This window comes from Streptomyces cinnamoneus (genome assembly GCF_002939475.1).
Classification (GTDB): domain Bacteria; phylum Actinomycetota; class Actinomycetes; order Streptomycetales; family Streptomycetaceae; genus Streptomyces; species Streptomyces cinnamoneus_A.
In genome coordinates, this window is sequence record NZ_PKFQ01000001.1 from 1,800,081 (window position 1) to 1,823,715 (window position 23,635).

Here is a 23,635-nt window from a genome sequence, read left to right on the forward strand (position 1 = left end):
CCGCGGGTCGCCCCAGCTTTTGCGCCGTGGGCGGATTGAGCGCCGGGCGAACAGCGCCGTGGGTCATGCCCTCGGGCCCCGGTCCACCGGGAAGACCGCGGTGATCTGCCAGCCTCCTTCGGGCGCCGGGCCGGCGTGCAGGCGGCCGCCCATCGCCTTGGCCCGCTCGGCGAGGCCGACGAGACCGAAGCCGCCACCCCGCGCCTGTTCGGACAGTTGTGCGGCTTGTTTGCCGTCGTCGGCGATGCGCAGTTCGACGCCCTCCGGGCCGCCGCGCACGCCGATGCGCACGGCTGTGGCGTCGGCGGCGTGCTTGCGGATGTTGGTCAGGGCCTCGCGGACGACCCGGTGGACGCCCGCCGCGACGTCGCCGGGGATCCAACGCTCCATGCCCCGTTCGATGTACAGGGCGACGGGCGGGCCCGTCCGGGTGAAGTCCTCGGCCAGGGCGCGCACCTGGGGCAGGCCGGCCAGCGGTTCGGTCTGGGCCTCGCCCTCGCGCAGGACGCCGACCAGGCGGCGCATCGCGCCGAGGGCCTCGCCGGCCGAGGTCTCGATCCGTTCGAAGGCCGAGGCGGCGGCCGGGCCGTCCAGGGAGGTGAAGCGGGCGGCCTGGGCCTGGACGGCGATGCCGGTGACGTGGTGGGCGACGAGGTCGTGGAGTTCGCGGGCGAGTTCGAGCCGCTCGGCGGTGCGCACGGCGGCCATGTCGCGCACGCGCTGGGCGGCGTGGCCGCGCAGCAGCAGGGAGTAGCTGCCCACGACGGCCAGCAGGACCGTGAACAGGGCGGTGAACCACTCCGGGTTGAGGTCGCGCACGGGCGCGGCGACGATGGCGAGGGCCAGCATCGGGCCGAGGATCGCGGCGGCGCGGTCGGAGGAGCGGCTGACGACGCCGGTGAGCAGGACGAGCAGGGCCACGTCCTCCCCCATGCCCCACACGACGGTGGGGTGCGTCCCGGCCATCAGGACGGCAGAGGTGGTCCAGGAGACGGCGACGGCGACGGCCGCCCGTACGTTCAGCGGGATCCAGCCGTAGGGCACGGCGCACAGGCAGACGGCGACGCCGGAGGCGAGGACGAGGGCGTGCGGCTCGCTGGGCCGGCGGGCGAGGGCCGTGCCCTCGAAGGCGACGAGGCAGAGCAGCGCCACCCCGAGGGCGGCGTTCGCGACCGCCGCCCGCCGGGGGTGGCGGGTGGCCCAGCCCGACCGTCTGCTCACGTGCCGCCCGTGGCCAGCCCGCTCTCCCAGGCCCAGGCGGCGATCTCGACGCGGTTGCGGGCGTCGAGCTTGGTCTGCACGTTGGCCAGGTGGGTCTTGACCGTGGACAGGGAGACGAAGAGCTCGGAGGCGATCTCGGCGTTCGTCGCGCCGCGCGCCAGGCAGCGCACGACGTCGGCCTCGCGGTCGGTGAGCGGCTCGGCCGGCTGCCGGAGGGTGCCGGCCGTGCCGACGCCCGGGGCCATGTCGCGCAGCAGCCGGACGGTGATCGCGGGTGAGATGAGGGAGTCCCCGACGGCCGCGGCGTGGACGGCCTCGACGAGCATGGCGGGGCTGGCGTCCTTGAGCAGGAAGCCCGAGGCGCCGTTGCGGAGGGCCTGGTGCACGTATTCGTCGAGGTCGAAGGTGGTGACGATGACGACGCGGGGGCGCTGCCCGCGCTCGGGGTGGGCGGCGGCGAGGGCGGACAGGCGGCGGGTGACCTCCAGGCCGTCGAGCTTCGGCATCCGGATGTCCAGCAGCAGCACGTCGGGGTCGTGGTGTTCGACGGCCGCGAGGGCGGCCTCGCCGTCGACGACGTCGGCCACGACCTCGATGTCGGGCTGGCTCTCCAGGATCATCCGGAAGCCGGTGCGGACCATCTCCTGGTCGTCCGCGATGACCACGGTGATCGCCATGCTGGTGCCCTCGCCCTTCGTGGAGATCCGTCGCCTGCGCCGGGGCGTCTCTCCATGGCACAGGGGGTGTCCCGGTGCCGCAACCGCAGGGCGCGGTCAGGACTCGCCGCGGCCGCCCCGGCGCAGGGCCACGCGCACGCCGTAGGCGCCGCCGACGGCGAGGAGGGCCACGCCCGCGGCGAGGACGGGGGTGCCGACGTCGCCCACGTCGTGGCTGGCCTTGATGACCTGGCCGGCCTCGACGACCCGCTTGACGGGGTTGCCGGAGGAGTCGTGCGGCGGCTTGCCCTTGGCGGAGGCGTGGGGCTGGGCGGAGGCGGGGGCGCCGTGGGGCCGCGGCTGCGCGGGGACGGCGGTGGCGGCGGGCCCGGCCGGGGACTCCTTGCGGTAGTCCGCGATGCTGTCGCCCTCGCGGACCGGGCGGTCGAGGTCGCTGCCGTCGGCGGTGTGCCGCAGGGAGCCGGAGGCGAAGTCGTAGTAGTTGGTCAGCCGGGTGCCGTCCAGCCGGGCCCGCAGGGTGGGGTGCGTGGTGTCGCCGCCGATGATCCGCAGGTGGAGGCGGTCCAGGTCGGCCGAGGGGCGGCCGGCGTCCAGGGTGTGGTGTCCGCGGGCGCTGGTGACGGTCACGGTGGTGCCCGAGCGGCCCGAGGTCAGCCGGGCCCGGCTGCCGTCCGGCAGCTGCACCTGGTGGCTGGTGGCGGGGGTGCCGGGACGGGTGTCGCGGTGTGCCGTGTCCGCGGCGAAGGCACCGGCCGTCGGGTACGCCACGGCCGCGACGGCGGCGGTCAGGACGGTGGCGGCGGCGAGGCGGGACTTCACGGACACGGAGCGTGCCTTTCCGTAACGGTGGGCTGAGGACGGTGGCCCGTGCCGACGGGCCACGCCCTCACGTTACGGGCGTTTATACGGCCCACACCTCGACTGTCCGACCATTCTCATCTCGGCCGAAAGGATGACGGAGGCCGTGGGCGTCATACCAGGGGCAGGGGTGGCGGGCCCTTCGCGGGCCGCCGGTGCCCGCACCGGGGCTGGGCCGTCCGGGTCAGCGGCGGCCCGGCACGCCGGTGCGGGCGGCGGGGACGGGGCTCAGCCGCCGAGGCTCGCGGCGGCGGACTTGATGTCGGAGGCGAAGGTGCTCACCTCGGTGTAGACGCCGGGGTAGCCGGGCCGGGCGCAGCCCTGGCCCCAGCTGACGATGCCGACCTCGGTCCAGGCGCCGGAGTCGTCCTTGCGGAACATGGGTCCGCCGGAGTCGCCCTGGCAGGTGTCCACGCCGCCGGTGTCCAGGTAGCCGGCGCAGATCTCCTCGGCGGGGGTGAGGCTGCCGCCGTAGGCGCCCTGGCAGGTGGCGTCGTCGACGAACGGGACGGTGGCCTTGAGCAGGTAGCGCTGCTGGCCGCCGCCCTCGCTCGCGGCGCCCCAGCCGGCGATGGTGAAGTCCCCCTGGTTGTAGGCGGGCGTGTCGGCGATCTTGAGGGTGGGCAGGTCGACGGGCTTGGCGAGCTTGATCAGCGCCCAGTCCTTGCCGGTGCCGTTGTAGCCGGGTGCCTGGAGGACCTGGGTGGACTTGACCTTGACGGCCTGGGAGGAGTTGAGGTCGACGACGCCCGCGGTGGCGGTGATCGAGGTGTTGGCACCGCTGCCGTTCACGCAGTGGGCGGCGGTGAGGACGATCTGCCGGGTGTAGAGGGCTCCGCCGCAGCCCATGGACAGCCGCACCATCCAGGGGAACTCGCCCTGCGCGGCACGGGTGCCGCCGACGACGCCCGGGCCCGGCCGGGGGCCGGGGTCGGCGGCCTGGGCGCTGCCGGGCTGGAGGCTGAACCCGGCGAGGGCGATCGCCCCGACGGCCGTGCATCTCTTGAGCGCCTTGAGGTAGTTGCGCAACGGTCTTCCTTTCGTGGAGGGTTGCGCGCATCGCACTGGTGGGTTGTTGGGCTCATGACAATGCGCAAGGTGATTATCGGGGCGGGTGAGGGCCGGACCCAGCCCGGTTTTCGGCCAGTCGGCGGGCCGCGGCCCGTACAGTGGAAGGGCAGCGGCAACCGCACGGGGGTGGTCAGGCGTGGGCGTCCCTCAGACCGTGATCGAGCACGGCTTCCCCCATGTGGAGACCGTGCGCTCGGCGATCACCGCGCTGTACCGCCGGCTCTCCTACGACACCGTCCACGCCTTCGACACCAGCGTGCCGCCGGTGGACGTGGCCTTCTCGGACGACGAGGACCCCTACCTGGGCGTGCAGCGCGTGGCGGGCTCGATGGTGCGGCACCTGCGGCTGCCGGACGCGCGGATGATCGTCAGCTTCCGGGACATGCGCCACGCGGGCAGTGTCGAACTCGCCGCCGGTCCCGAGTACTTCATCGAGCTGAACGCGCGCTTCAAGACCCACCGCCGGGACATCGGCGCCGCCCTCTCCCACGAGGTCATGCACGTCTACCTGCACCGGCTCGGCCTCGAGTTCCCCGGCACCCGCGACAACGAGATCCTCACCGACACCGCCGCCGCCTACCTCGGCGCCGGCTGGCTGCTGCTGGACGCCTACCGGGAGTCGTCGGTCGCGACGCAGAAGCTCGGCTATCTCACGCCGGAGGAGTTCGGATACGTCCTGGCCAAGCGGGCGCTGGCGTTCGGCGAGGACCCGGCGCCCTGGTTCACCAGCCCCCAGGCGTACGACGCCTACGTCAGGGGCGCCCAGTGGGCGCGCCGCGACGGGCGCCGGCCCCCGCTCGCCGCGGCCGGGCGCCTGGCGCGGCACCGCTACGCCCGCGACCGGCGGGCCGGGGTGGCGCCGCGCGGCGCCGGGTACGCGTTCGAGAGCGACGGCGCGTCGCGGGTGAGCTTCCCGTGCCCCACGTGCCATCAGCGCATCCGGGTGCCGGTGCGCGGGCGGGTGCGGGCGCGGTGCGGGCTGTGCAGGTCGGTGCTGGAGTGCGACACCTAGGAGGCTCCGCGCGGCCTCCCCCGGCGGCGCGCTCAGCCGCCGGACGAGCCGGGCTTCGCCCACCACCTGCGCAGGACCTGTTCCGCGGGCTTGCCGTGCGGGGTGTACGCCAGGCGCTTGGCCGTCTCACCGCTGTCCGGCCAGTCGTCCCACATCCACCAGCACACCCCCTCCCACCACGACTTGCCGTCGAACGCCGCGAGCAACGCGTCGTAGGCGGCGGCCTGTTCGGCGTCGCCGTCGCGCTTGCTGACCGTCCAGGAGTACGGGGCCGTCGTGGAGCCGCGCTGGCTGACGTAGCCCGCCTCGGTGAAGAGGATCTTGCGGTGCTGCCGTGCGGAGAAGGCGGCCAGCGTCTCGGCGATGGGCTGCCACGCCTGCCGCAGCCGCGCCGGGTCGGTCGTGGCCTTGTCGGCCAGCGGCCAGTACGCGTCGATGCCGATGACGTCGAGGTCCTTCCAGAACGGAACGCTCCGGTATTCGTCGTAGTTGGCGGCATACGTCAGCGGGCCCTTGTAGCGCTCGCGCACCGCGGCGATGGTCCTGCTCCAGCGCCCGCCCTCACCCGAGGTGCCCGCCAGCTCGGTGCCGACCGCGAACTGCTCGACGCCCGTGTCCGCCGCGAGCCGGGCGTAGTGGGTGATGAAGCGTTCGTAGTCGGCGAACCAGGCGTCCGGGTCGCGCGGCCTGATCTCGGCGCGGTCACCGCCCTTCACCAGGTCGACGTGGGGTTTGAGCATGGTCTTCAGGCCTGCCTCGTGGGCGAGGCGGATGATGTGGCGCAGGCTGTCGTCGCCGGCCGTCTCCCCCGTCGTGCGCAGGGCGGAGTCGGTGACGCGGTCCTGGTACCAGGTGGGGGTGAAGGTCACCCACCGGGCGCCGGTGGCGGCGATCTGCCGCAGATACGTTCCGGCCTGCGGACTGCCGTAGTCGTCGGTGTTCCACGACGGGAGGGTCATGCCGCGCATGCCGTTCACCTTCCTGTCGTCGGGCTGGCCGCCGGTCCGGCCGCTGTCCTGGGGGACCGGAGCGTCCTCGTCGCCGGAGGAGGAGCATCCGGCGACGAGGAGGACGGCCACCGCCGCGAACACGGCGGCCGTCCTCCCCATCGCGGTCACTGCGCGAGTTCCGTGGGCCCGACGAAGGTGTAGCCGAGGGCCCGGATGCCGTCGACGGTCTGCTTCAGCGGGTCCACCGCGTAGTACGGGTGGTAGAAGAAGCTCGCCACGCCGTCGCGGACGGCCAGGTTGGCCTTGGCCGAGGCGATCAGGTCGGCGGGCAGGCGGGCCGGGTGGTTGTTGAAGGGCTCGGGCTCGTAGTTGCCGATGTTCTCGGGGAGCACGGTCGTACCGTAGACGTCCTTGACGGCGTACGGGAAGAACTGCCCGATGTACCTGCTGGCGTTCACCGCGCCGCCACTGAGCGTTCCGGCGAAGTACAGCGAACGCTCCAGGCGCGCGGTGTAGTTCTGGCCGAGGACGCGGTAGTCGGTGGCGGAGGCCGCGTAGTGCGGGGTCGTCCAGAGGGTGGGCTTGGGCAGGCCGGCGGCGGCGAAGGCGCCGAGGGCCGACGTCACCCGGGACTGTGCCCAGAGGGTGGAGTCCTCGGCGGGCGGCCCGTCGTAGATGACGTTGTCGGCGGCGTCGACGTGGGCGCGGAAGAACTCGAAGTCGTCGCCCGTGACCCCGGTGTAGGGGTTGTTGACGTTGTTGTACTGGTGGGTGTAGCCGTGGTTCATCAGCACGGCCCCGTGGGCGAGCATGTACTTCAGCTCGGTGACGACCTTGGGTGCCTGGGCGAGGGTGACGGTCTCGGCCCTGCCGCCGTTGTAGACGCCCTTCGGGTCCTTGTAGACCGGGATGACGTTGATCCCGTAGGGGATCTTCTGCGAGTAGAGGTAGTCGGCCATCGCCCGCAGCTGCGCCGGGTCCGCCTTGGGGCTGATGTCCTCCAGGCGCACGAACGCGCGGTGCCGCTCGGTGGTCGCGGGGGCGAGGCCGTCGAAGAGGAGGTCCTCGAAGGCGATCACACGGTCCGACTCGGAGACGTAGGTGAAGGGGATCTCGCCGACGTAGGTGAGGTTGCCCGAGCGGACCGCCCACGGGCTGGTGGCCCCGGAATTGGCGTCGGTGGCCGTCGCGAGCTCGGTGACCTGCGGATAGCCGGCACCGGAGAGGGCGGGGTGCAGCACTCCCCCGTCGAAGCCCGTGGGGATCTTCCGGGTCAGCGTCTGGTTCTTGTACGCGACCTGGGTGATGTTGCCGACGCTGCCCCCGGTCTCGAAGAACGAGTTGGTGGGGTCCCAGCCGTACTTCTGCTTGAAGGCCTCGATGCCGACGGCGTTGGCCATGTTCCAGATGTTGTCGCCGACCCAGCTGACGGGCTTGGTGGTCTTCAGCGCGTCCTGGTAGAAGACGGCCGGAACGGCGTCGGGGATCGAACCGCCGTAGTACGTCGAGCCGATGTAGACGGTGGCGGTGTACTGGTCCACCAGGCCCGCGGTGTAGGCCGACACGGGCTTGGAGGTGACGGTTCCGAAGTGGCCGGCGAGGTTGGCGACGGCCATCGCGTACAGCTCGCCCAGATAGCCGTAGGGCCCGGTGGTGTCGTAGAGGACGAGGGCCGAGGTGCCGGTCGGGGCGGCGAGCGGCGCGGCGGCCGCGGCCGCGGTCAGCGGCGCGGGACTGACGGTGAGCTTGCCGGCCCGGCGCTGGACGTCCGCCTGCAGCCGGCTGGACACCCATGACTTCAGGTCCGTGGTGCCGACGCCGGAGAGCGACGCCGAGCCGACGCCCGTGAGTCCGTGCGGCGGGCTGGGCTTCTTCACGGCTATCGCGGCCTCGGCGCCCGTGGAAAGAGAGACGCCGCCCAGCAAGGCGGCGACGAGGACGAGGATGAGCGAGATCCGGGAAGCCCCTGATCTCCCTCGCATTTCATTCATTTTTGTTCCCCCTGGTTGAACGAGCCGGTGCCGTCCCCCCGCCGAGAAGGCGTGAAGTACCGACAGTTGGCTGATTCTTGTGCCGCCTGAGAAGGGTGTCAATAGACAATTGCGGTCTGGAACGGGCAATTACCGTCACCCTCATTGGCACAGACCAAACGTCACACCCGTCACACGCCCTACTCGAACAGGCATAACAACCGGTTGGTTTAAAGAATTAACAGTTCCGATCGAACAACTCTCACCATCACCCCGGAAACTCCTTGCCAGGTCTGATACCTTCCCACCGCACGCCTCAAGACGAGGCGGAATCCGGGGGGAACTCATGTACGGAAAACCCGCTCTGGGGACAGTCCTGCCCTTCGCCGGACTGACGGCAGCCCCAGAAGTCATTCCGGGCATACCCTTTGCCAGGGGACTACAGGAAGCCGCCGGCGCCGGCTTTCTGCTCTACTGCTCGATAGCCGCCGTCCTTCTTTCGGCGAAATTCTGGTTCGTGCTCCGGAACTCCGGTGACCGGCCATGATCGCCGCAGTTCTGCTGTGGGGCAGCATCGCCATCATCGTGATGGCGGGCTGTTACAACACCACCCTGTTCGTCCTCTCCAGACGCCGCGTCCGGCGGGACCGCGGTCCCCGCGCCGAGCGTCTGTACGTCTTCCTCCTCGCCTGCCTGAACGAGGAGAAGGTGCTCGCCGAGAGCCTGGCCCGCATCACCTCCCTGCCGGCGGGGAACTTCATGGCACTCGTCATCGACGACGCCTCCGACGACGGCACGGCCGAGATCGCGCGCGCCGCCGGCCGCTCCTCGCAGGGCCGGGTCCAGCTCCTCCAGCGGCACCTGCCCGACGCCCGCAGGGGCAAGGGCGCCGCCCTCAACGCCGGCATTCGGCACCTGCGGGAATCCGGCCTCCTCGACGGCCGGGACCCGCGCGACGTCATCGTCTGCGTCGTCGACGCCGACGGCCGGCTCGACCCCCACGTGGTCCAGGCGGTCGACCCCTACTTCGACGACCCGCACACCGGCGCCACCCAGATCGGCGTGCGGATGTACAACCGCCACAAGGGTCTGCTCGCCCGCCTCCAGGACATGGAATTCGTCATCTACGGCGACATCTTCCAAACCGCCCGGCGCTACTTCGGCAGCGTCGGCATGGGCGGCAACGGCCAGTTCATGCGGCTGGCCGCGCTCGACACCCTCGGCGGCCCGGACGGCAGGGGCCCCTGGAGCGACTCCCTGACCGAGGACCTCGACCTCGGGGTGCGCCTCATCGCCCGCGGCTGGACCAACCAGCACTGCACCACCGCCGCCGTCTCCCAGCAGGCCGTCCTCGACGTGGGACGACTGGTGCGCCAGCGCTCACGCTGGTTCCAGGGACACCTTCAGTCGGCGAACCTCGTACCGCTCATCCTGCGCGAGGTGCCCACCCGGGCCGCGGTGGACCTCATGTACCACCTCTCCAGCCCGGTCCTGATCCTGCTCACCTCGCTGCTCCCGCTGTCCTTCCTCGTCGCCACGGCCGGCACGCTCATCGGCTCCGTGGAGGCCGGACGGCCGCTGTTCTCACCGATGTTCGTCCTCGGACCGTACGTGCTGTCCTTCACGGCCGCGTACGCCTACGGCTGGGTCTACTCCCGGCGCGAGCGGAACCTCGGCCTCACACGCGCCGTCCTGCTCTCCCACGTCTTCGTCTTCTACGGCTACATCTGGTTCGCCGCCGGATGGTGGGGACTGTGGCGGATGCTCACCGGCAAGCAGACCTGGCTGAAGACAGCGCGCACCTGACGCCGCGCCGCACCGGCGTCCGGCTCCCCTCTCCTCCACCCATCAGCACAGCACGCACCTTTCGAGGGAGACCACCATGTCCCCGAACGTGATCAGCACGCCCGTACGCGCCATGCTCGTCCTGGGCACCCGCCCCGAAGCCATCAAGCTCGCGCCCCTCGCCCGCGCCATGGCCGCGTCCCCGCTCTTCGACCCCCTCGTCGTCACCACCGGCCAGCACCGCGAGATGCTCCAGCAGATGCTGGCCCTGCTCAAGGTCCCCGCCCGCGTCGAACTCGACGTCATGCGCGACCGCCAGGAGCTGTCCAAGCTGACGGCCCGGCTGATCGACGGCCTGGGCGACGTCGTCCGCGAGCAGCGCCCGGACCTCGTCGTCGTCCAGGGCGACACCACCTCCGCGCTGACGGGCGCCCTCGCCGCGTTCTACGAACACGTCCCCGTCGCCCACGTGGAGGCCGGACTGCGCACCGGGGTGCTGGACAACCCGTTCCCCGAGGAGCTCAACCGCCGCCTCATCGGCCGCGTCGCGCGCTGGCACTTCGCACCGACGCCCCGCGCGGCCGGCCACCTCACCGCCGAGGGGGTGCCGGCGGCGGAGGTCTTCGTCACCGGCAACACCGTCATCGACAACCTGCTGTGGGTGCTGGAGGAGGGCACCGGCGCCAACCTCTTCGAAAGCGACCTGCGGCGCGTCCTGGTCACCCTCCACCGCCGCGAGAACCAGGGCGACAAGATGCGGGCCATGGGCAAGGCCCTGCGGCAGCTCGCCGACCGCGGCGACGTGGAGATCGTACTGCCGCTGCACAAGAGCCCCGCCGTGCGCGAGGCGCTGCTGCCGGAGCTGTCCGGCCACGCCCGCATCCGCGTCGTCGAGCCGCTGGACTACGTGGACTTCTCCGCGACCCTCGCCGGCTGCGACCTGGTGATGACCGACTCGGGCGGCATCCAGGAGGAGGCGCCCAGCCTCGGCAAGCCGGCCCTGGTGCTGCGCACCACCACCGAGCGGCCCGAGGCGGTGGAGGCGGGAGCCGCCGCCCTGGTGGGCACCGAGCCCCACGCCGTCCTCGACGCGGCGGTCCGGTTGCTGGACGACGCCGCCGCGTACGAACGGATGGCGACGGCCGGCAACCCCTTCGGGGACGGGCGGGCCACCGAGCGGATCGTGGCGCAGCTCGCCGAGGACTTCGGCGCGGACGCGGGCGTGCTGCCCGCGCCCACCACGCTGATCGCGCCCCAGCCCGACGGTCCGGGGTCATACTCGACGGCATGACGAGAGTTCACCGGCTTCTCGCCCTCACCCTGCTCGCGGCCGCCGTGGTAGTGGGTATCGCCATAGCCGTGAGCAACGTCTGGGAGGAGAGCGGGGAGCCGGAGCGGCCGTGGGCCGAGGGCTCGGTCCACGGCTCGTGGCGGTCGGTCTTCGACGGCCACGGGGAGAACATCGGCCGCCACGACGGCCTGGCCCTCTCCCCCAGACCCGCCCGCGAGCCCGGCGAGACCCACGCCGGGCTGATCGTCTCCACGCGCCAGTACGAGGACGTGGACTTCCGGGCCAAGGTCCGCACCCTCGCCCAGCTGCGCACCCCGGAGCCCAACCCCTGGGAGGTGCCGTGGCTGGTGTGGGCGTACAACGACCCGGAGCACTTCTACTACATCACCCTCAAGCCCAACGGCTGGGAGCTGGGCAAGCGCGACCCGGCGTATCCGGGCGGCCAGCGGTTCCTGGCGACCGGGGCCGAGCACTTCCCGATCGGCAGGACCTCGGACGTGCGCGTCGCCCAGCGCGGTGCGCGGATAGAGGTCAGCGTGGACGGCCGGGGACTGGTCGGCTACGCGGACCGGGAACGCCCCTACCTGAAGGGGAACGTCGGCGTCTACACCGAGGACGCGCGGGTGCTGTTCACCGACCTCTCCGTGCGCGCGCCGGAGTAGGGCGCGGGACCGGGTCCGCACGGACGACGGCGCCTGCCTCGGTCGGGGGGTGAGGCAGGCGCCGCGGTTCGGGGGCGGGTCCGTCAGACGGTGAGCGCCCGGTCGGTCGGCCGGACGGGTGCCGGCAAGGTGCTCGTACCCGTCAGGTAGCGGTCCACTCCGCGGGCGGCGGAGCGGCCCTCGGCGATGGCCCAGACGATGAGCGACTGACCGCGGCCGGCGTCGCCGGCGACGAACACGCCGGGGACGTTGGTGGCGTAGTCGGCGTCGCGGGCGACGTTGCCGCGCTCGTCCAGTTCCAGGCCGAACTGCTCGACGAGACCGTTCTGCCGGTCCGTGCCGGTGAAACCCATCGCGAGGGTGACGAGCTGGGCGGGGATGCGCCGCTCGGTGCCAGGCTTCTGCTCCAGCTTGCCGCCGGTGAACTCGACCTCGACGAGGTGCAGCCACTGGACGTTTCCGTCAGCGTCGCCTTCGAAGTGGGTGGTGGAGACGGAGTAGATCCGCTCACCGCCCTCTTCGTGCGCCGAGGTGACCTTGTAGAGCATGGGGAAGGTCGGCCAGGGCTGGTGGGCGGCCCGCTCGTCCGCCGGCCTGGGCATGATCTCCAGCTGGGTGACGGAGGCCGCGCCCTGGCGGTGGGCGGTGCCGACGCAGTCGGCACCGGTGTCGCCGCCGCCGATGACGACGACGTGCTTGCCCTCGGCGCTGATCGGGGAGACCGTCAGGTCGCCCTCCTGCACCTTGTTGGCCAGGGGCAGGTACTCCATGGCGAAGTGGACGCCCTTGAGGTCCCGGCCGGGCACGGGCAGGTCGCGGGAGGTGGTGGCGCCGGCGGCGATGACGACGGCGTCGTAGCGCTTGCGCAGCTTGGCGGCGTCGATGTCGCGGCCGATCTCCACCTCGGTGCGGAACTTGGTGCCCTCCGCGCGCATCTGCTCGATGCGGCGGTTGATGTGCCGCTTCTCCATCTTGAACTCGGGGATGCCGTAGCGCAGCAGGCCGCCGATGCGGTCGGCGCGCTCGTAGACGGCGACGGTGTGGCCGGCCCGGGTCAGCTGCTGGGCGGCGGCCAGGCCGGCGGGGCCGGAGCCGATGACGGCGACGGTCTTGCCGGAGAGCCGCTCGGGGGGCTGGGGGGTGACGTCCCCGGCGTCCCACGCCTTGTCGATGATGGTGACTTCGACGTTCTTGATGGTGACGGGCTGCTGGTTGATGCCGAGCACGCAGGCGGACTCGCAGGGAGCGGGGCACAGGCGGCCGGTGAACTCGGGGAAGTTGTTGGTCGCGTGCAGCCGCTCGCTGGCGGCCTGCCAGTCGTCGCGGTAGGCGTAGTCGTTCCACTCGGGGATGAGGTTCCCCAGCGGGCAGCCGTTGTGGCAGAAGGGGATGCCGCAGTCCATGCAGCGGCTCGCCTGCTTGCTGATGACCGGCAGGAGGGAGCCGGGGACGTAGACCTCGTTCCAGTCGCGGACGCGTTCGGCGACGGGACGGGTGCGGGCGACCTCGCGGTCGGTGGTCAGAAAGCCCTTCGGGTCAGCCATGGGTCGCCGCCTCCATCATCTTCTGGTGGGTCTCGGTCTCGGTCAGACCGGCTCGCTCGGCGGCGTCCTTGGCGGCGAGCACTGCCTTGTACGTGGCCGGGATGACCTTGCGGAAGCGGGTCGCGGCCGTGTCCCAGTCGGCGAGGAGGGCCGCCGCGACGGTGGAGGCGGTCTCCTCGTGGTGGCGGCGCACCACGCCGTGCAGCCACCGCCGGTCGGCGTCGTCGAGTGCTTCGACGGCGCCGGCCAGTTCCTTGTTGACGTTGTCGGTGTCGAGGTCGACGACGTAGGCGACGCCGCCGGACATGCCGGCTGCGAAGTTGCGGCCGGTGGGGCCGAGGACGACGGCCTTGCCGCCGGTCATGTACTCGCAGCCGTGGTCGCCGACGCCCTCGGAGACGACGGTGGCGCCGGAGTTGCGGACGCAGAACCGTTCGCCGACGCTGCCGCGCAGGAACATCTCGCCGCCGGTGGCGCCGTAGGCGAGGGTGTTGCCGGCGATGGTGGAGTACTCGGCGAGGTGGTCGGCGCCGCGGTCGGGGCGGACGACGATCCGGCCGCCGGAGAGGCCCTTGCCGACGTAGTCGTTGGCGTCGCCCTCCAGGCGCAGGGTGACGCCGTGCGGCAGGAAGGCGCCGAAGGACTGGCCCGCGGAGCCGGTGAAGGTGATGTCGATGGTGTCGTCGGGGAGCCCGGCGCCGCCGTACTTCTTGGTCACCTCGTGGCCGAGCATGGTGCCGACCGTGCGGTTGATGTTGCGGATGGGCAGGTGGGCGCGGACCGGCTGGGCCTCCTCGGCGCCGACGGTGTCGAGGGCGTCGGCGGCGAGCTTGATCAGCTGGTTGTCGAGCGCCTTGGCCAGGCCGTGGTCCTGTGCGGTGGTGCGGTGGCGGGCGGCCCCGGCGGGCAGGTCCGGCACGTGCAGCAGGGGGGCGAGGTCGAGGCCCTGGGCCTTCCAGTGGCCGACGGCCCGGCCGGTGTCGAGGAGTTCGGTGTGGCCGACGGCCTCCTCGAGGGTGCGGAAGCCCAGCTCGGCGAGGATCTCGCGGACCTCCTCGGCGATGAACTCGAAGAAGTTGACGACGAACTCGGCCTTGCCGTTGAAGCGTTCGCGCAGGACGGGGTTCTGGGTGGCGATGCCGACCGGGCAGGTGTCCAGGTGGCAGACGCGCATCATGACGCAGCCCGAGACGACGAGGGGCGCGGTGGCGAAGCCGAACTCCTCGGCGCCGAGGAGGGCGGCGACGACCACGTCGCGGCCGGTCTTGAGCTGACCGTCGGTCTGGACGACGATGCGGTCGCGCAGCCCGTTGAGCAGCAGGGTCTGCTGGGTCTCGGCCAGGCCCAGCTCCCAGGGGCCGCCCGCGTGCTTGAGGGACGTCAGGGGCGAGGCGCCGGTGCCGCCGTCGTGGCCGGAGATGAGGACGACGTCGGCGTGGGCCTTGGAGACGCCCGCCGCGACCGTGCCGACGCCGACCTCCGAGACCAGCTTCACGTGGATGCGGGCCGCGGGGTTGGCGTTCTTGAGGTCGTGGATGAGCTGGGCGAGGTCCTCGATGGAGTAGATGTCGTGGTGCGGGGGCGGCGAGATCAGGCCGACGCCGGGGGTGGAGTGCCGGGTCTTCGCGACCCAGGGGTAGACCTTGTGTCCGGGCAGCTGGCCGCCTTCGCCGGGCTTGGCGCCCTGGGCCATCTTGATCTGGATGTCGTCGGAGTTGACCAGGTACTCGCTGGTCACGCCGAAGCGGCCGGACGCCACCTGCTTGATGCTGGAGCGCCGGGTGGGGTCGTAGAGACGCTCGGGGTCCTCGCCGCCCTCACCGGTGTTGGACTTGGCGCCCAGCCGGTTCATGGCGATGGCGAGGGTCTCGTGGGCCTCCTGCGAGATGGACCCGTAGGACATGGCGCCGGTGGAGAAGCGCTTGACGATCTCGCTGACGGGCTCGACCTCGTCGAGGGGGACCGAGGGGCGGTCGCTCGTGAAGGAGAACAGGCCGCGCAGCGTCATCAGGCGCTCGGACTGCTCGTCGACGCGCTGGGTGTACTGCTTGAAGATGTCGTAGCGGCGGGCACGGGTGGAGTGCTGGAGCCGGAAGACGGTGTCGGGGTCGAACAGGTGGGGTTCGCCCTCGCGGCGCCACTGGTACTCGCCGCCTATGTCGAGGCGGCGGTGGGTGGCGGGGATGCCGGTGGCGGGGTAGGCCTTGGCGTGCCGCGCCGCGACCTCCTGGGCGACGACGTCCAGCCCGACGCCACCGATCTTGGTGGCGGTGCCCTGGAAGTAGGTGGCGACGAATCCCTCGTCCAGGCCGACGGCCTCGAAGACCTGGGCGCCGCGGTAGGAGGCGACGGTGGAGATGCCCATCTTGGACATGACCTTCAGGACGCCCTTGCCGAGCGCCTTGATGAGGTTGCGGATGGCGTCCTCGGGGGCGGTGTCCGGCAGGAACGTGCCCGCGCGGACGAGGTCCTCGACGGACTCCATCGCGAGGTAGGGGTTCACGGCGGCCGCGCCGTAACCGATGAGCAGCGCGACGTGGTGGACCTCGCGGACGTCGCCGGCCTCGACCAGCAGCCCCACCTGGGTGCGCTGCTTGGTGCGGATGAGGTGGTGGTGGATGGCGGAGGTCAGCAGCAGGGACGGGATGGGGGCGTGCTCGGCGTCGGAGTGCCGGTCGGAGAGCACGATGAGGCGGGCGCCGCCCTCGATGGCGGCGTCGGCCTCGGCGCACATGGCCGCGAGGCGGGCGGCGAGCGCCTCGCCGCCGCCTGCGACCCGGTACAGGCCGGAGAGGGTCACGGCCTTCAGGCCCGGCAGGTCGCCGTCGGCGTTGATGTGGATGAGCTTGGCCAGCTCGTCGTTGTCGATCACCGGGAACGGCAGGGTGACGCTGCGGCAGGACGCGGCGGTCGGCTCCAGCAGGTTGCGCTGGGGGCCGAGGGAGGAGATCAGCGAGGTGACGAGCTCCTCGCGGATGGCGTCCAGCGGCGGGTTGGTGACCTGCGCGAACAGCTGGGTGAAGTAGTCGAAGAGCAGGCGGGGCCGCTCGGAGAGCGCGGCGATGGGGGAATCGGTGCCCATCGAGCCGATCGGCTCGGCCCCGGACTTCGCCATCGGGGCGAGGATGACGCGCAGCTCCTCCTCGGTGTAGCCGAAGGTCTGCTGGCGGCGGGTGACCGAGGCGTGGGTGTGCACGATGTGCTCGCGCTCGGGGAGGTCCGCCAGGTCGATCAGCCCGGCCTCCAGCCACTCCTGGTAGGGCTGCTCGGCGGCGAGGGCGGCCTTGATCTCGTCGTCCTCGATGATGCGGTGGCCCTCGGTGTCGACGAGGAACATCTTGCCGGGCTGCAACCGGCCCTTGCGGACGACCTTGGCGGGGTCGATGTCCAGGACGCCGACCTCGGAGGAGAGCACGACCAGGCCGTCGTCGGTGACCCAGTAGCGGCCGGGGCGCAGGCCGTTGCGGTCGAGAACGGCGCCGACGAGGGTGCCGTCGGTGAAGGTGACGCAGGCGGGGCCGTCCCAGGGCTCCATCAGTGTGGAGTGGTACTGGTAGAAGGCGCGCCGGGCGGGATCCATGGAGGCGTGGTTCTCCCATGCCTCGGGGATCATCATCAGCACGCTGTGCGGCAGGGAACGCCCGCCGAGGTGGAGCAGCTCCAGGACCTCGTCGAAGGAGGCGGAGTCGGAGGCGTCGGGGGTGCAGACGGGGAAGAGGCGCTCCAGGTTCTCGCCCTCCCCGAACAGCGTGCTCGCCAGCTGGGACTCGCGGGCGCGCATCCAGTTGCGGTTGCCCTTGACCGTGTTGATCTCGCCGTTGTGGGCGACGAAGCGGTACGGGTGGGCCAGCGGCCAGCTGGGGAAGGTGTTGGTGGAGAAGCGGGAGTGGACCAGCGCGATGGCGGTGGCGCACCGGCGGTCGGAGAGGTCCGGGAAGAACGGCTCCAGCTGCCCGGTGGTCAGCATGCCCTTGTAGACGATCGTCCGGCCGGACAGGGACGGGAAGTAGGTGTCCGCCTCCCGCTCGGCGCGCTTGCGCAGGACGAAGGCCTTGCGGTCGAGGGCGAGGCCGGACACCTCGCCGTCGGCGTCCGCGACGAACAGTTGCCGGAAGGCCGGCATGGTGGCGCGGGCGCCGGCGCCCAGCAGCTCGGGGGCGACGGGGACCTCGCGCCAGCCGAGGACGGCCAGGCCCTCTTCGGCGGCGATCGTCTCGATCTGCGAGACGGCGGCGGCCGCTTCCCGGTCGTCCGCCGGGAGGAAGCCGATGCCCACGGCGTAGGCGCCGGCCTCGGGGAGGGCGAAGTCCACACTCTCGCGGAGGAACGCGTCCGGGACCTGCATCAGGATGCCGGCGCCGTCCCCCGAGTCGGGGTCCGAGCCGGTGGCGCCGCGGTGCTCCATGTTGCGCAGAACGGTGAGCGCCTGCTCGACGAGCGCGTGGCTCGCCTCGCCGGTGAGAGTCGCTACGAATCCCACGCCACAGGCGTCGTGCTCGTTGCGAGGGTCGTACATCCCCTGCGGGGCGGGGTGGGATGCGTGGCGCATCGGCGCTCCCGTCGTCGTCTGGCAGTCATGTCAGAGGCATGTGCCGAGGGACGACGTTGGCCCTCGCTGGGTGAAAGTCGGTGCAAGCTACATGATGGGGCGCTTCTCAAGAAGTGGAAGAGGGGGTCCACCATATGGACACCAGAGGGTCGGGCGGGCACTCCGGATTCCCTGGGATCGCCAGGCCCGGCCGCACCGGAGATCAGCACAGCACGGGCGGCGTTGCCCGCTGCGCTTCCGGATTGTGCCCTGCCACCGAGGAACTGAAACCGCGGGGAAACACACACGTTATGCGGAAGCGCGCATAAGAATTACCCCACGGCGGTGCCGAAGGCAATACCGAGGAGATACGTCACACCCGCCGCGGCCCCGCCGAGCAGCAGCTGCCGCAGCCCGCTGAACCACCACGTCCGGGCCGTCACGCGGGCCACGACGGCCCCGCAGGCGAACAGTCCGAGCAGCGCCAGCAGGACGGCCGGCCACAGCTGGGTGGCGCCGAGGAGGTACGGCAGCACGGGCAGCAGGGCGCCCAGCGCGAACGAACCGAAGGAGGAGACGGCCGCGACGGTGGGCGAGGGCAGGTCGGCCGGGTCGATGCCCAGCTCCTCACGGGCGTGGATCTCCAGCGCCTGCTCCGGATCCTTCGACAGCTGCCGGGCGACCTCGCGCGCCAGCTTGGGCTCGACGCCGCGGGACTCGTACAGCGCCGCGAGCTCCTCCAGCTCGTCCGCCGGGTGCTTGCGCAGCTCGCGCCGCTCCACGTCCAGCTCGGCCAGCACGAGCTCGCGCTGCGAGGCGACGGAGGTGTACTCGCCGGCGGCCATCGAGAAGGCGCCGGCGGCGAGGCCGGCCAGACCGGCGATGACGATCGCGTCGGCGGAGGCCGTGCCCCCGGCGACGCCGGTCATCAGGGCCACGTTGGAGACCAGCCCGTCCATGGCGCCGAACACCGCGGGTCGCAGCCAGCCGCCGTTCACATCGCGGTGCGTGTGGTTGTCGCGGTGGGCTACGTGCGTGGCCGCTGCCGTATCGAGGACAGCCATTTCTCCGGGTGCTCCCTTCCCCGGGGGTACGGGCCCTTCGCCCCACCCCCCATGACTCGAAGGTACGCACGAATGGGGGTGATCCGCTAGCAAGGAAGGCCGAACTTACCTCGCTGACCTGCGGTTTTATCAGAGGGGGTGCGAATTTCGGCCGGGGCCGGAAACAAAGATCCGCCGCCGTGGCCGAGGTCGTCGGCCACGACGGCGGAGGGGTGACGCGGAGCGTCAGAGCTTCTTGGTGCCGGACTTCGCGGTGCCGGGCTTCGCGTCGGGGGCGGGCTTCGCCGTGCCGGGCTTCGCCTGCTTGTCCGTTCCGGGCTTCGCGTCGCCCGCGGCGGCGGGCTCGGCGTCTTCCGGCTTCGCCTTCCCGTCGGCCACCTCCACCTCGGCGGCCGGCTCGACGACGAGCTCCCGGCCGGGGACGCGCTTGGTGGAGATCACGATGTACGCGACGGCGGCGAGGAAGAGCAGGATCGACGTCCAGCCGTTGAGCCGCAGGCCCAGGACGTGGTGGGCCTCGTCGACGCGCAGGTACTCGGTCCAGAAGCGCCCCACGGTGTACGCGGCGACGTACACCGCGAAGGCACGGCCGTGCCCCAGCTTGAACCGCCGGTCGGCCCAGATGACGAGCGCCGCGACGCCGAGGCACCACAGCGACTCGTACAGGAACGTGGGGTGGTACGTGCCCCCGACGCGGCCGATGGCGGGGTTGGCGTCGATCTTCAGCGCCCAGGGGAGGTCGGTGGCCTTGCCGTACAGCTCCTGGTTGAACCAGTTGCCCCAGCGCCCGATGGCCTGCGCGACGGCGAGCCCGGGCGCGACGGCGTCGGCCCACGCGGGCAGCGGGATGCCGCGACGGCGACAGCCGATCCAGGCACCGACGGCGCCGAGCGCGACGGCCCCCCAGATGCCCAGTCCGCCTTCCCAGATCTTGAAGGCGTTGACCCAGTTCCGGCCCGACCCGAAGTACAGCTCGTAGTCGGTGATCACGTGGTACAGCCGGCCGCCGACGAGCCCGAACGGCACCGCCCACACGGCGATGTCCGCGACCGTCCCGGCCCGGCCGCCCCGTGCGATCCAGCGCTTGTTGCTGAGCCAGACGGCGACGAAGACGCCGATGATGATGCAGAAGGCATAGCCGCGCAGCGGGACCGGCCCGAGGTGGATCACGCCGGTCGACGGGCTGGGAATGTATGCGAGTTCCATGACAGCTACGACGCTACCTTGCCGGAACGCGCAGGTGGCACCCCGCCTGGCGCAACAGCTCCGTAACGCCACGGGTGGCACTTATGTCCGGGTGACCTTTCCGCACTCCCCGCGACGGACTTCGTCCTCGGCGCCCAGCTCGCGGCTGCGGTCGTAGGGGTCGACGGAAGGCCCGGACTCGTCCTCTTTCTCGCCGTGGCGAACGAGCCTGGGGAATCGCGGGTGGATGAACCCGTCGTGGACGTCGCAGGTGGTGTTGCCGATGTCCATCATGTGGCGGGCGATGACCAGCTTGCCGGGCGTCACGCTGAAGCGGGCGGGGTCGAGGATCTCGGTGTCGACGACGCGGCGCACGATGCTGCGCGCGACCTGCCGCGAACCCTTGTCCTTCTTCGTCAGCGGGTAGACGAAGGTGTAGTCGGCGTGGATGGTGACGACGCCGCCCTTCCCCTCCGCGAAGGTCATCCGGCCCTGCGTCTTGACGGCACCGCCCACCACGCGGACCTCGTCCGGGTCGAAGCGGCTGAAGAGAGTCAGCGGATCGTTCTCGCGGTCGGGCTCGCGCAGGGAGGCGCTCGCCTTGGCGATCATCCCTTCCTGCTCCGGATCGAGCAGGTCCAGCGCGGCGGCCGGGCGCTCGCCGCGCAGGGTCGCGGGATCGAGGTTGGCGGCGACGAGGAAGTCCTTGGTCAGCTGCAGGGCCGAGGCGACTCGTTCCTTCGGCACCTGGCCCACGGCCGTGGCCTCGGGCAGCACGATCCCCGCCGCTCCATCGGCGTACTCCTCCGCCGGCGAACCGGCGAAGGGCCGGTCGAGGGTCGCGGTGCCCTCGGACGACGCCGGGGCCTCCTTCTCCTTGCCCCAGCCGCCGGGTATCCGGGAGAGGACGTCGCCGGGATTGAGTACGAACGTGGCGCCCACGGCGACGGCCAGGACGACCCCGACACCGCCGAGGATCCGGCGCTTGCGGGCGGCCTTCCCGTTCATCTCCTGCCAGGCGGGCCCGGTGCGCCAGCCTTCGGGGTACGACGGGGGAACGTTCCCGCCTCCCCGGCCGAGAAACCCGCCCAGCCCCTTCCGCCGGGCCTTCGCGGCGGCCTCGTCCTGCCGCCGCAACCGATCGGTGACCATACGGGCCCGCGCCGACGGCTCCTTGGGGGCGGACTCACGGATCGACTGCTCGGTGTCCCGGGCGAAACGCTCCCAGTCCTCGTCGGTCAAGGGTCTCTCAGGTGGTTCGACCGTCACGGCACGCCCTCTTGTCTGCTCTCAATGGATCACCAGGTCAGAGGGCACTGTAGAGGCGTGCTCGGACACGGGTCAGAGCGGGTTGGACGGCCGTCGAGGGCGTTCTCGACCGCCCGTCGGTGTCAGGCGCCGGAGCGGCACAGCCGTCCCAGCGGAATCCTCCATCCGACCTAGGGTCACGGCTGAGGTAACCGCTGCCACAGCGGCCCTCGGGGCAAGTCAGCGAGCCGCCAGCGCTCTCCGCAGGGCGTCCCGGTGCTCCTGCGTCCAGGCAGCGCCCCGCTGCTCCTCAGGCAGGCCCGCGAGTCCCACAGAGATGTGATCGACGGCCTCGTCGTAGCGCCCCAGTGCAAGGGTGCACAGGCCCATGTTCAGTCGGTTGAACTCCGGCGTGAGCCAGTAGGCGGTCTCAGGCGGCGGCACGGCGGCGGCCACGTCCGACAACCGCTCGGCTTGCTCCACGGCGCGCAGCGCCTGATCTCTCTCGCCGAGAGCCGCCAGCCCGGCGGCCGACTGGAGTAGATCGCCCAGGCGCTGAGCGGGGTGGGCACCCGGAGTGCCGGCGGCCGCGGCGAACCACCTGGCGACGCCTTGCTGTCTTCCTTGCTGGCGGGCGAGATAGCCGCGGAAGTTCAGCGCCTGTGCGGCGAGGGTGCCGTCCTCGATCGAGTCCGCGAGCTCCAGTGCCTGGGTCAGCATCGACACGGCTTCGTCGTCGCGGCGCACCTGAGCCAGCATCCACCCGGCGAACTGGGCGAACTCCGACGCCACGGCTGTGAGCTGGTCCCGGCGGGGTCCGCGCGCGTCCTTGAGCATGCGGGTCACGTCCTTGACGTGTGTAAGGGTGGCCGGGATGACCGCCTCGGGGCGAAGGGCGTCGTCCAGGCGCCGGTAGGCGGCCAGCACACCGCCCAGCGCCTCCACCGTTCCCGCGTCCAGACGGGATGGCCGCTCAACGCTGCGCGAGACCCGCGAACGGTCGTCGGCGCTCAGCACCACTGCGGACAGCGCACCTCCGGCCCCTACGAGCTGGTCCAACGCCTCAGCCAGCTTCGGGGACGGCTGTTGCTTCCCGTTCAGCACGCGGGAGAGGTAGGAGAGGTCGTAGTTGATCGCCCGAGCTGCGGCACCCATGGAATAGCCGTTGTCCCGCAGGGCACGGCGGGCCAGATCAGCGAAGTCGCTCACGGTGAACCCCTAGGCATTGACTTGTCGCTTCAAGTTTAGTCAAGGCCGGTCAACTCCCGTGTGGCCAAGGGGAAATCCGACGATGGGCGGCAGACAGGACCCCGGCGACCGCGTGAACGGCCCCGGGGCGCGGCCAACGCTGAACAAGGAGCGTCGACATGACCGACCATATCGCCCGCTGGTTCCGCCGGGTAAGGGCGCTGCTCGCCCCCGTCCCCACTCCCCCACCACCCCGGCGCAAGCCCCCGCACTGCCCGAGGGCCACCGAGCACCCCTACACCTACACCGTCGTCGTTTCCGCACACGGCATCAACTTCATCCCCCGCCAGCCCCACCGCGCGCAGGTGACCCGGTGAACGCCGCGCCCGAAGCCGGAACGTGGGTGGTCGACGTCAGACGGGACCGCGTCGGCGAGGTCGTCGAGGTGAGCGACGGGCGGGTGTCGCTGCGCGACCTCACCAGCAGGGAGGAGTGGGAGGCGTCGCCATGCGACGTCCGGCCCGCCACGGCGAACGACGAGCTGCGAGCGAAGGTCGCGGACCTCAACCACCGCAGCGTGCGGAGGCAGGCCCGGTGACGAACCAGAAGACGGCCCGGCCGAGGCCCGCATCCGGGACGCGCTGCGCGGAGTGCCAGAACGTCAAGCGGCAACGGGCCAAGGCCTTGGAAGCCGGCGACCGCTCCGGCGCCGAAGCGGCGACCGTAGCAATGGGCGTCCACCTGCGCGTGGCGCACCCTTAAAAGCACGACTGCCCGCCCCGGCGAACCGGGGCGGGCCGTCCTCGGCTGGTTACGCCGAGCTGAATTCGACTGACTCGCGTGATGTAAGAGCTATCGCAAGAGATAGCCAGCGGGATCGATCACGTACGCCATCACGGCTGCGAAGTCAGGGAATAGCAGGCTTGAGCCTTCACCTACCCACCAAAAGCGGTCCTGCGTCGCACCCAGAGTGTCGATCATGAAGATCCCGTTGGTCTCATCTTCATCGACCGATACGGGAACAAGCCTGCTGGTGGACGGCAGACCCTCATCTTCCAGCGTCCCCATGTCGAGGATTAGCTCAAGAAATGATTGAGCACGAATCAGGGCCGCACTCTCAGGCCAGTCCTGACACCCGAGAATTGGCATCTCGAAGTAGAAGTTATCCAGCCCGTCGCTCACCGAGAGAAATTCCCGATATCTCGGCTCCAGCGCCTGCCCAACTACACTTTGCAGTTCTGCCAACTGCTCTTCCGTTGCTGACGGACGCAGCTGGATCAAGCTGTAAGCACCTGGCTCCTCGGCAACCTCGCGAGCACGCTTCTCAACAAGTTGCGCGATCATTTCCTGCAACCCATCCACCTCCATCAAATCGGACACT

The 23,635-nt window shown here is 71.1% G+C and carries 19 protein-coding genes; 6 read left to right on the forward strand and 13 right to left on the reverse strand.

Annotated elements, in window-relative coordinates; genetic code table 11:
- Nucleotides 1-63: 63 nt before the first annotated feature.
- The 4 genes from CYQ11_RS07415 to CYQ11_RS07430 all read right to left on the reverse strand — a co-directional run bounded on the left by CYQ11_RS07415 (nt 64) and on the right by CYQ11_RS07430 (nt 3,785).
- A complete protein-coding gene (locus CYQ11_RS07415) occupies nt 64-1,221 on the reverse strand; it encodes a sensor histidine kinase (RefSeq protein ID WP_099197333.1) in 1,158 nt (385 codons plus the stop codon).
- Nucleotides 1,218-1,898, reverse strand: a complete 681-nt coding sequence (locus CYQ11_RS07420) for a response regulator (RefSeq protein WP_099197334.1) — start codon at nt 1,896-1,898, stop codon at nt 1,218-1,220. The genes CYQ11_RS07415 and CYQ11_RS07420 overlap by 4 nt, the downstream gene beginning before the upstream one ends.
- A gap of 96 nt (nt 1,899-1,994) precedes the next feature.
- Nucleotides 1,995-2,723: a hypothetical protein gene (locus CYQ11_RS07425; RefSeq protein WP_099197335.1), complete on the reverse strand. Its 729-nt coding sequence runs from the start codon at nt 2,721-2,723 to the stop codon at nt 1,995-1,997.
- 261 nt (nt 2,724-2,984) lie between these two features.
- Nucleotides 2,985-3,785 (reverse strand): S1 family peptidase, encoded by an 801-nt coding sequence (locus tag CYQ11_RS07430; protein WP_099197336.1) that lies wholly within the window; start codon nt 3,783-3,785, stop codon nt 2,985-2,987.
- A gap of 178 nt (nt 3,786-3,963) precedes the next feature.
- Here CYQ11_RS07430 and CYQ11_RS07435 point away from each other — a divergent pair, with 178 nt between their 5' ends.
- On the forward strand, nt 3,964-4,839 hold the full coding sequence (locus tag CYQ11_RS07435) for a hypothetical protein (RefSeq protein WP_099197337.1): 876 nt from the start codon (nt 3,964-3,966) through the stop codon (nt 4,837-4,839).
- 32 nt (nt 4,840-4,871) lie between these two features.
- Here CYQ11_RS07435 and CYQ11_RS07440 read toward each other — a convergent pair whose 3' ends face one another.
- Together CYQ11_RS07440 and CYQ11_RS07445 are read right to left on the reverse strand one after the other, a co-directional pair.
- Nucleotides 4,872-5,948 carry a glycoside hydrolase family 113 gene (locus tag CYQ11_RS07440; protein ID WP_240003083.1) on the reverse strand — a complete coding sequence of 359 codons (1,077 nt, stop codon included), beginning with the start codon at nt 5,946-5,948 and terminating at the stop codon, nt 4,872-4,874.
- Nucleotides 5,949-5,953: 5 nt separating this feature from the next.
- A complete protein-coding gene (locus tag CYQ11_RS07445) occupies nt 5,954-7,771 on the reverse strand; it encodes a DUF2334 domain-containing protein (protein ID WP_240003068.1) in 1,818 nt (605 codons plus the stop codon).
- Nucleotides 7,772-8,302: 531 nt separating this feature from the next.
- Between CYQ11_RS07445 and CYQ11_RS07450 the strand changes: the two genes are divergently transcribed.
- From CYQ11_RS07450 to CYQ11_RS07460, 3 genes are all read left to right on the forward strand, one after another.
- The gene (locus tag CYQ11_RS07450) at nt 8,303-9,565 is read left to right on the forward strand and encodes a glycosyltransferase (protein ID WP_099197340.1); all 1,263 of its coding nucleotides are present in this window, start codon (nt 8,303-8,305) and stop codon (nt 9,563-9,565) included.
- A gap of 76 nt (nt 9,566-9,641) precedes the next feature.
- Nucleotides 9,642-10,835 carry a non-hydrolyzing UDP-N-acetylglucosamine 2-epimerase gene (gene wecB, locus CYQ11_RS07455; RefSeq protein ID WP_099197341.1) on the forward strand — a complete coding sequence of 398 codons (1,194 nt, stop codon included), beginning with the start codon at nt 9,642-9,644 and terminating at the stop codon, nt 10,833-10,835.
- Nucleotides 10,832-11,497: a calcium-binding protein gene (locus tag CYQ11_RS07460; protein WP_099197342.1), complete on the forward strand. Its 666-nt coding sequence runs from the start codon at nt 10,832-10,834 to the stop codon at nt 11,495-11,497. Before wecB ends, CYQ11_RS07460 begins: the two co-directional genes overlap by 4 nt.
- Nucleotides 11,498-11,580: 83 nt before the next feature.
- On the opposite strand, the gene CYQ11_RS07465 is transcribed toward CYQ11_RS07460, so the two are convergent.
- From CYQ11_RS07465 to CYQ11_RS07490, 6 genes are all read right to left on the reverse strand, one after another.
- On the reverse strand, nt 11,581-13,041 hold the full coding sequence (locus CYQ11_RS07465) for a glutamate synthase subunit beta (protein WP_099197343.1): 1,461 nt from the start codon (nt 13,039-13,041) through the stop codon (nt 11,581-11,583).
- Nucleotides 13,034-17,590, reverse strand: coding sequence for a glutamate synthase large subunit (gene gltB / locus CYQ11_RS07470; protein ID WP_099197344.1), 4,557 nt, complete (start codon nt 17,588-17,590; stop codon nt 13,034-13,036). The genes CYQ11_RS07465 and gltB overlap by 8 nt, the downstream gene beginning before the upstream one ends.
- Before the next feature lie 311 nt (nt 17,591-17,901).
- Nucleotides 17,902-18,633: a VIT1/CCC1 transporter family protein gene (locus CYQ11_RS07475; protein WP_099197345.1), complete on the reverse strand. Its 732-nt coding sequence runs from the start codon at nt 18,631-18,633 to the stop codon at nt 17,902-17,904.
- A 225-nt stretch (nt 18,634-18,858) separates the two neighbouring features.
- Complete coding sequence (lgt, locus tag CYQ11_RS07480; RefSeq protein WP_104650973.1) at nt 18,859-19,839, reverse strand: prolipoprotein diacylglyceryl transferase; 981 nt, start codon at nt 19,837-19,839, stop codon at nt 18,859-18,861.
- Nucleotides 19,840-19,920: 81 nt separating this feature from the next.
- Nucleotides 19,921-21,060, reverse strand: a complete 1,140-nt coding sequence (locus CYQ11_RS07485; protein WP_240003069.1) for a hypothetical protein — start codon at nt 21,058-21,060, stop codon at nt 19,921-19,923.
- A gap of 246 nt (nt 21,061-21,306) precedes the next feature.
- Nucleotides 21,307-22,275, reverse strand: a complete 969-nt coding sequence (locus CYQ11_RS07490; protein WP_099197347.1) for a helix-turn-helix domain-containing protein — start codon at nt 22,273-22,275, stop codon at nt 21,307-21,309.
- Between the two features lie 158 nt (nt 22,276-22,433).
- Between CYQ11_RS07490 and CYQ11_RS07495 the strand changes: the two genes are divergently transcribed.
- Together CYQ11_RS07495 and CYQ11_RS07500 are read left to right on the forward strand one after the other, a co-directional pair.
- Nucleotides 22,434-22,631, forward strand: coding sequence for a hypothetical protein (locus tag CYQ11_RS07495; RefSeq protein ID WP_099197348.1), 198 nt, complete (start codon nt 22,434-22,436; stop codon nt 22,629-22,631).
- Nucleotides 22,628-22,852, forward strand: a complete 225-nt coding sequence (locus CYQ11_RS07500) for a hypothetical protein (protein WP_099197349.1) — start codon at nt 22,628-22,630, stop codon at nt 22,850-22,852. Before CYQ11_RS07495 ends, CYQ11_RS07500 begins: the two co-directional genes overlap by 4 nt.
- 254 nt (nt 22,853-23,106) lie before the next feature.
- Here CYQ11_RS07500 and CYQ11_RS07505 read toward each other — a convergent pair whose 3' ends face one another.
- Complete coding sequence (locus CYQ11_RS07505) at nt 23,107-23,634, reverse strand: SMI1/KNR4 family protein (protein WP_099197350.1); 528 nt, start codon at nt 23,632-23,634, stop codon at nt 23,107-23,109.
- Between the last annotated feature and the right edge of the window lies 1 nt (nt 23,635).

Bases quoted from the DNA above. Each gene is read 5' to 3' on its own strand.
- CYQ11_RS07420 (WP_099197334.1), bottom strand. From the start codon at position 1,898: ATGGCGATCACCGTGGTCATCGCGGACGACCAGGAGATGGTCCGCACC.
- CYQ11_RS07440 (WP_240003083.1), bottom strand. From the start codon at position 5,948: ATGGGGAGGACGGCCGCCGTGTTCGCGGCGGTGGCCGTCCTCCTCGTC.
- CYQ11_RS07445 (WP_240003068.1), bottom strand. From the start codon at position 7,771: ATGCGAGGGAGATCAGGGGCTTCCCGGATCTCGCTCATCCTCGTCCTC.
- CYQ11_RS07450 (WP_099197340.1), top strand. From the start codon at position 8,303: ATGATCGCCGCAGTTCTGCTGTGGGGCAGCATCGCCATCATCGTGATG.
- wecB (WP_099197341.1), top strand. From the start codon at position 9,642: ATGTCCCCGAACGTGATCAGCACGCCCGTACGCGCCATGCTCGTCCTG.
- CYQ11_RS07460 (WP_099197342.1), top strand. From the start codon at position 10,832: ATGACGAGAGTTCACCGGCTTCTCGCCCTCACCCTGCTCGCGGCCGCC.
- CYQ11_RS07465 (WP_099197343.1), bottom strand. From the start codon at position 13,041: ATGGCTGACCCGAAGGGCTTTCTGACCACCGACCGCGAGGTCGCCCGC.
- gltB (WP_099197344.1), bottom strand. From the start codon at position 17,590: ATGCGCCACGCATCCCACCCCGCCCCGCAGGGGATGTACGACCCTCGC.
- CYQ11_RS07475 (WP_099197345.1), bottom strand. From the start codon at position 18,633: ATGGCTGTCCTCGATACGGCAGCGGCCACGCACGTAGCCCACCGCGAC.
- lgt (WP_104650973.1), bottom strand. From the start codon at position 19,839: ATGGAACTCGCATACATTCCCAGCCCGTCGACCGGCGTGATCCACCTC.
- CYQ11_RS07495 (WP_099197348.1), top strand. From the start codon at position 22,434: ATGACCGACCATATCGCCCGCTGGTTCCGCCGGGTAAGGGCGCTGCTC.